This is a genomic window from Acetobacter pasteurianus subsp. pasteurianus LMG 1262 = NBRC 106471 (assembly GCF_000285275.1).
In the GTDB taxonomy this organism is placed as follows: Bacteria; Pseudomonadota; Alphaproteobacteria; order Acetobacterales; family Acetobacteraceae; genus Acetobacter; species Acetobacter pasteurianus.
In genome coordinates, this window is sequence record NZ_CADO01000070.1 from 1 (window position 1) to 4,762 (window position 4,762).

5 protein-coding genes are annotated in these 4,762 nt (G+C 45.5%); 2 read left to right on the forward strand and 3 right to left on the reverse strand.

What is annotated here, in order from left to right:
• Window positions 1–16: 16 nt before the first annotated feature.
• The 3 genes from APA10_RS14970 to frc all read right to left on the reverse strand — a co-directional run bounded on the left by APA10_RS14970 (window position 17) and on the right by frc (window position 3,347).
• On the reverse strand, window positions 17–184 hold the full coding sequence (locus tag APA10_RS14970) for a CoA transferase (protein WP_307718997.1): 168 nt from the start codon (window positions 182–184) through the stop codon (window positions 17–19).
• A 6-nt stretch (window positions 185–190) separates the two neighbouring features.
• Window positions 191–1,927 carry an oxalyl-CoA decarboxylase gene (gene oxc / locus APA10_RS10940; RefSeq protein ID WP_080587160.1) on the reverse strand — a complete coding sequence of 579 codons (1,737 nt, stop codon included), beginning with the start codon at window positions 1,925–1,927 and terminating at the stop codon, window positions 191–193.
• Between the two features lie 109 nt (window positions 1,928–2,036).
• A complete protein-coding gene (gene frc, locus APA10_RS10945; protein ID WP_035367631.1) occupies window positions 2,037–3,347 on the reverse strand; it encodes a formyl-CoA transferase in 1,311 nt (436 codons plus the stop codon).
• Window positions 3,348–3,843: 496 nt separating this feature from the next.
• Between frc and APA10_RS10950 the strand changes: the two genes are divergently transcribed.
• Both APA10_RS10950 and APA10_RS10955 read left to right on the forward strand, forming a co-directional pair.
• Window positions 3,844–4,365 (forward strand): hypothetical protein, encoded by a 522-nt coding sequence (locus APA10_RS10950; RefSeq protein WP_080587161.1) that lies wholly within the window; start codon window positions 3,844–3,846, stop codon window positions 4,363–4,365.
• Between the two features lie 118 nt (window positions 4,366–4,483).
• Window positions 4,484–4,756 carry an SDR family NAD(P)-dependent oxidoreductase gene (locus APA10_RS10955; protein ID WP_035367633.1) on the forward strand — a complete coding sequence of 91 codons (273 nt, stop codon included), beginning with the start codon at window positions 4,484–4,486 and terminating at the stop codon, window positions 4,754–4,756.
• The last annotated feature ends 6 nt before the right edge of the window (window positions 4,757–4,762 follow it).

Consider the following 4,762-nt stretch of genomic DNA (forward strand, 5'->3'; position numbering starts at 1 on the left):
CAGACTTTTTCATAATCTAACCCGATGTACAACCCTTCTGTGAGATTTCCGCGTTGATTGTGCGTGCACCAAGATCTGTGAGAATTGTTGTGCCGAATGGGCCATTCAGCACATGCGTAAGATCAATGACGAGGAGCCCATCAAAGGGCCCCTTCGCTTTTGCTGCGGTGGTTTCAGTCATCATACCACCTTATTTTGCAGCTTTTGTGGTGGAGGTAGCGGCGCCAGCCTTAACAGCACTTTGCGGATTCAGCTTGCTAAGATGTCCGCTTTCCGTGCCGACATGCGGATCAATAACACAGTTGATCATGGCCGGCTTGCCAGATGCCAGAGCGGTTTCCAGAGCCTGTTTCAGATCCGCTGGTTTTTGTGCATCGTACCCTGCGCCACCAAAGGCTTCGATAATCTTTTCATAATGCGCAGAAGCATCCAGCCGGGTCACGCCTGGGTCTGTTCCATTCCCGCGGTTCACATCATCCCCGCGATAAATCCCGCCATTATTGAATACAATAACAACAACAGGCAATTTGTAACGGCAGATTGTTTCCATTTCCATGCCACTAAACCCAAAAGCACTATCACCTTCAATAGCTACAATGGGCTTACCTGTAGTAACAGCCGCGCCAATGGCATATCCAAGCCCAACGCCCATTGTGCCCCAACTGCCTGGGTCCAGACGGCGGCGCGGCAGCTTCATGTCAATAACATTACGCGTCACATCCAATGTGTTCGCGCCTTCATTGACCAGATAGTAATCGCGCCCTTCCAGAACCCCTTTGATGACATTGAGTGCTGTGAAAAAGTTCATTGGGTCTGTCACTTTTTCCAAGCGTGCAGTCATCTTGGCAACGTTCTGCTCACGCTTGGCATTTAGCTCCGCAAGCCATGCCGGATCTGCTTTCACGCCCTTACTTACCACAGCGGCATTCAAGGCTTTTACAGATTCTGCAATATCACCTGGAACAGGTGCGGCAATCGGTCTGTTACTATCAAATTCGCTCGGATTAGCTTCAACCTGGATAAATTTCACCGTTGGAGACCACTGCGGTGCTTTACCATGAGCTAGCATCCAATTCAGACGCGCCCCTACCAGCAGAACCACATCTGCCTGAGCAAGAGCCAAAGACCGTGCCGAGGCCGCAGATAACGGATGTCCATCGGGCAGCAAACCTTTTGCCATGGACATGGGCAGGAACGGAATACCGGTCTTTTCGACTAGATCACGAATAGCCGTATCTGCCTGTGCGTAAGCCGCCCCTTTTCCTAAAAGAATCAATGGACGCTTTGCGGCAGCTAACAGACTGACCGCACGTTCAATCGCTTCATCCGTTGGACGCTGAGGAGCTGCTGCATCCACCACCTTGACTAAAGATGCCTGACCAACCTGCGCATCCACAGTTGCGCTCAGCACCGCTGCGGGCAAATCAAGATAAACAACGCCGGGGCGACCAGATACGGCTGTGCGGATGGCACGTGCCACTCCGGTTCCTATATCTTCTGGCCGATCAATACGGTAAGCCGCTTTTACAAAAGGCTTGGCCGCATTCATCTGATCAAGTTCTTCGTAATCTCCTTGCTGCAGATCAACAATGGCACGATTGCTTGATCCGCTAATCAGAATCATTGGAAAGCCGTTTGTGTTGGCATTTGCTGCTGCCACAAGGCCATTTAGAAAACCTGGAGCGGATGTTGTTAAGCACACACCCGGCGTTTTTGTAAGATACCCGGTAATGGCTGCCGCATAGCCAGCAGGCTGTTCGTGCCGAAAACTAATAAACCGCATGCCTTCCGCTTGGCTGAGCCGAGCCAGATCTGTAATCGGAATACCGACAACACCAAACATTGTGGAAATGTTGTTGAGCTTAAGGGCTTCAATAACAAGATGGAAACCATCCGTCAGAGTGCTTGGTGCTGTCTGGTCTGTCATAATCTTTTCCTCGTTCCTGCATGAAAGATGCTCAAAACAGAACCATGCAGGAATTTATATCTGGTAGATTTAACACCCTAAGGTGCTGTCACTTTTCACAATGGTCGCATTATGCGCAGGTGATTTTCTTATCTCGCAGGCTTTTGATTTCTTCAGCCGTGTAACCCAGTTCAGCCAGCACCTCATCCGTATGCTGCCCTAGCAAGGGAGCTGCTTTGATTTCAGGCGTAAATCCGCTGAATTTAATTGGGTTAATCGTTAAGAAAGAGCCTCGTTTTGGCTGCTGCACTTCAACAATTGTTCCAGATTCACGCAGATCCGGAGCTTCGGCAATTTCCTTCATGGACAACACTGGTGAACAAGGCACACGATACTTGGCCAAATGTGCTACTGCTTCATATTTTGTTTTATCTGCAATAGCTGTTTCAATCGCGGCAAAAATTTCAAACATGTGCGTTTCACGCGCTTTTGCCGTATTGTATTTAGGATCTGTCGCCCATTCCGGCTTACCTATGGCTTCACAAGTTGGGCCCCAATCCTGTTCTTGCACAGTGCAATAAATATAGGCGTTATCGTCGGTTTCCCAGCCCTTACACTTTAGTATCCAGCCAGGCTGACCACCGCCACCAGCATTGCCGCCACGCGGCACTGTGTCTCCAAATTTGCCATTTGGATATTGCGGATATTCTTCCAGATACCCTACGCGTTCTAACCTTTGCTGATCACGCAGTTTAACACGGCATAGGTTCAGCACAGCATCCTGCATGGAAACGCTGATTTTTTGGCCCTTTCCCGTCCGTTCACGCCCGAACAAAGCAGCCAATACACCAATCAGCAAGTGATTGCCTGTGTTACTATCACCCAAAGCAGCTGCACTTACCAAAGGTCCATTATTATTGCCTGGAGCCTGACCATCAACAAGTGGCGCACCATTCCAATAACCAGTTGTGGATGTTGCGCCACCTGCACATTGGGCAACATTTTCATACGCGCTCACCCCTGCCCAAGGGGAGTTATCGCCAAATCCTTTAACTGTGCCGTAAATCAGACGTGGGTTGAGCTGCTGTAGGTATTCCCACGTAAACCCCATACGCTCCATGGCTCCGGGGCGAAAATTTTCAAGAAGAATATCTGCCCATTTGAGGCATTTTTCAAATACAGCCTTGCCTTCAGGTGTTTTTGTATTCAACTCAACAGAACGCTTGTTGCAGTTCAACATTGTAAAATATAGAGCATCTGCATCCGGAATATCCCGAAGCTGGTTGCGAGTAATATCGCCTACCCCTACACGTTCAATTTTAATGACATCAGCACCATACCACGCCAGTAACTGAGCCGCAGATGGAACCGACTGCACTCCCCCAAAATCAATAACCTTAATGCCATCGAGAGGTTTGGGATTTTCTGATGTCGTGCTCATAATTTTACCTTCCCTCAGCCATACATTAAGCAATGGCTAGTAATTTCAATAATTACCGGACGGATGCCCTTTGTTAACACGTTATAACAAATACCATGAAGAGACATGGTGATCTTTTGATTCATATCAAAAATTTGATAAATTATTTATTATATATAATATTTTTATAATTCTCTTTTAAAAAAGTTATACCATCAAAACACCCAACTGCATTGATTTTGCAAATGTTAAGAAAAATATATTTACCGCGAAAACTTTTGCATTTTTATATTATTTCAAAATAATAACCCAAATCAGAAATTTACAAATTATTATTTATTGATATGCATAAATCAAAATAAACCTTTTATATGAAATCTATACCCGTGTAGGTATACCTCATGCCATAATAAGTGATGCCACAATCACCATTGATGCACCGCATAATAGCCTTTTCTAGGATAACAATATATTGAGAAGAACTAGCAGAATTGTAGGAAACTTTTTGCCAAAATAAATGTTATCTTCTGGCACCAATTTGCTCATGCAAGGACAATTTACAATTAATACCATAACAAACATTTCCAGATTAGCATTCTGTGTGGCGAGTATATTTTTAATAATATTGGCCACTTTACTCATTGTGTCTGGAACAATTGGCCTTGTTTCAGCATTTATAGTCTCTCTTGACGATGGACGAGAAGAAATAGTTCAAGCCATTAGCTACGTTGTTATCGCCGTTGCTGTCTTTGATGTTGCAAAATACTTTATTGAAGAAGAAGTCTTGCGCCCCAAAGAAAAGCAATCATTAAGCGAAGCTAGAGTCAGTCTCACCAAATTCATGACAACAATTATTATTGCAGTCTTTATTGAAGGATTGGTCGGTGTTTTTGAAAGAAGCGGCAAAGCTCCAGAGGATATTCTTTTTCCTGCTGCGCTATTAATAGTCGCCACATTCATGGTCATTGCTTTAGGCGTTTACCAAAAATTCAGTGTAAGTGCTGAAGGTGAAAAAAAAGAAAAAGATATCCCTGAATAATTTTTATAAAATCTTTAGCAACAAAACAAAAGTTCCATATCACTCGATACAAAATTAACTTGCGCTCTAATGCTTTCTCGTTCTGTAGTGATCGATACAGAACCAAGGGGAGCACAACATGGCAGAGTTTTCAGGCAAAAAGGTCTTGGTCATCGGCGGTAGCCGAGGGATTGGAGCTGCAATTGTCAGACGTTTGGCCCGCGATGGGGCATCCGTAAGCTTCACATGGGCCGGATCGCGCACAAAATCTGATGAGCTTGCACGCCAGACCGGGGCAGAAGCCATTCAGGCAGATGCAACCAACCGTTCAGAAATGCTTTCTGTCATCCAGAATGCTGGCTCTATCGACGCGGATTTCTCACACTTGAGGCAATTTCGGGTCATTTTGTAGAATTCA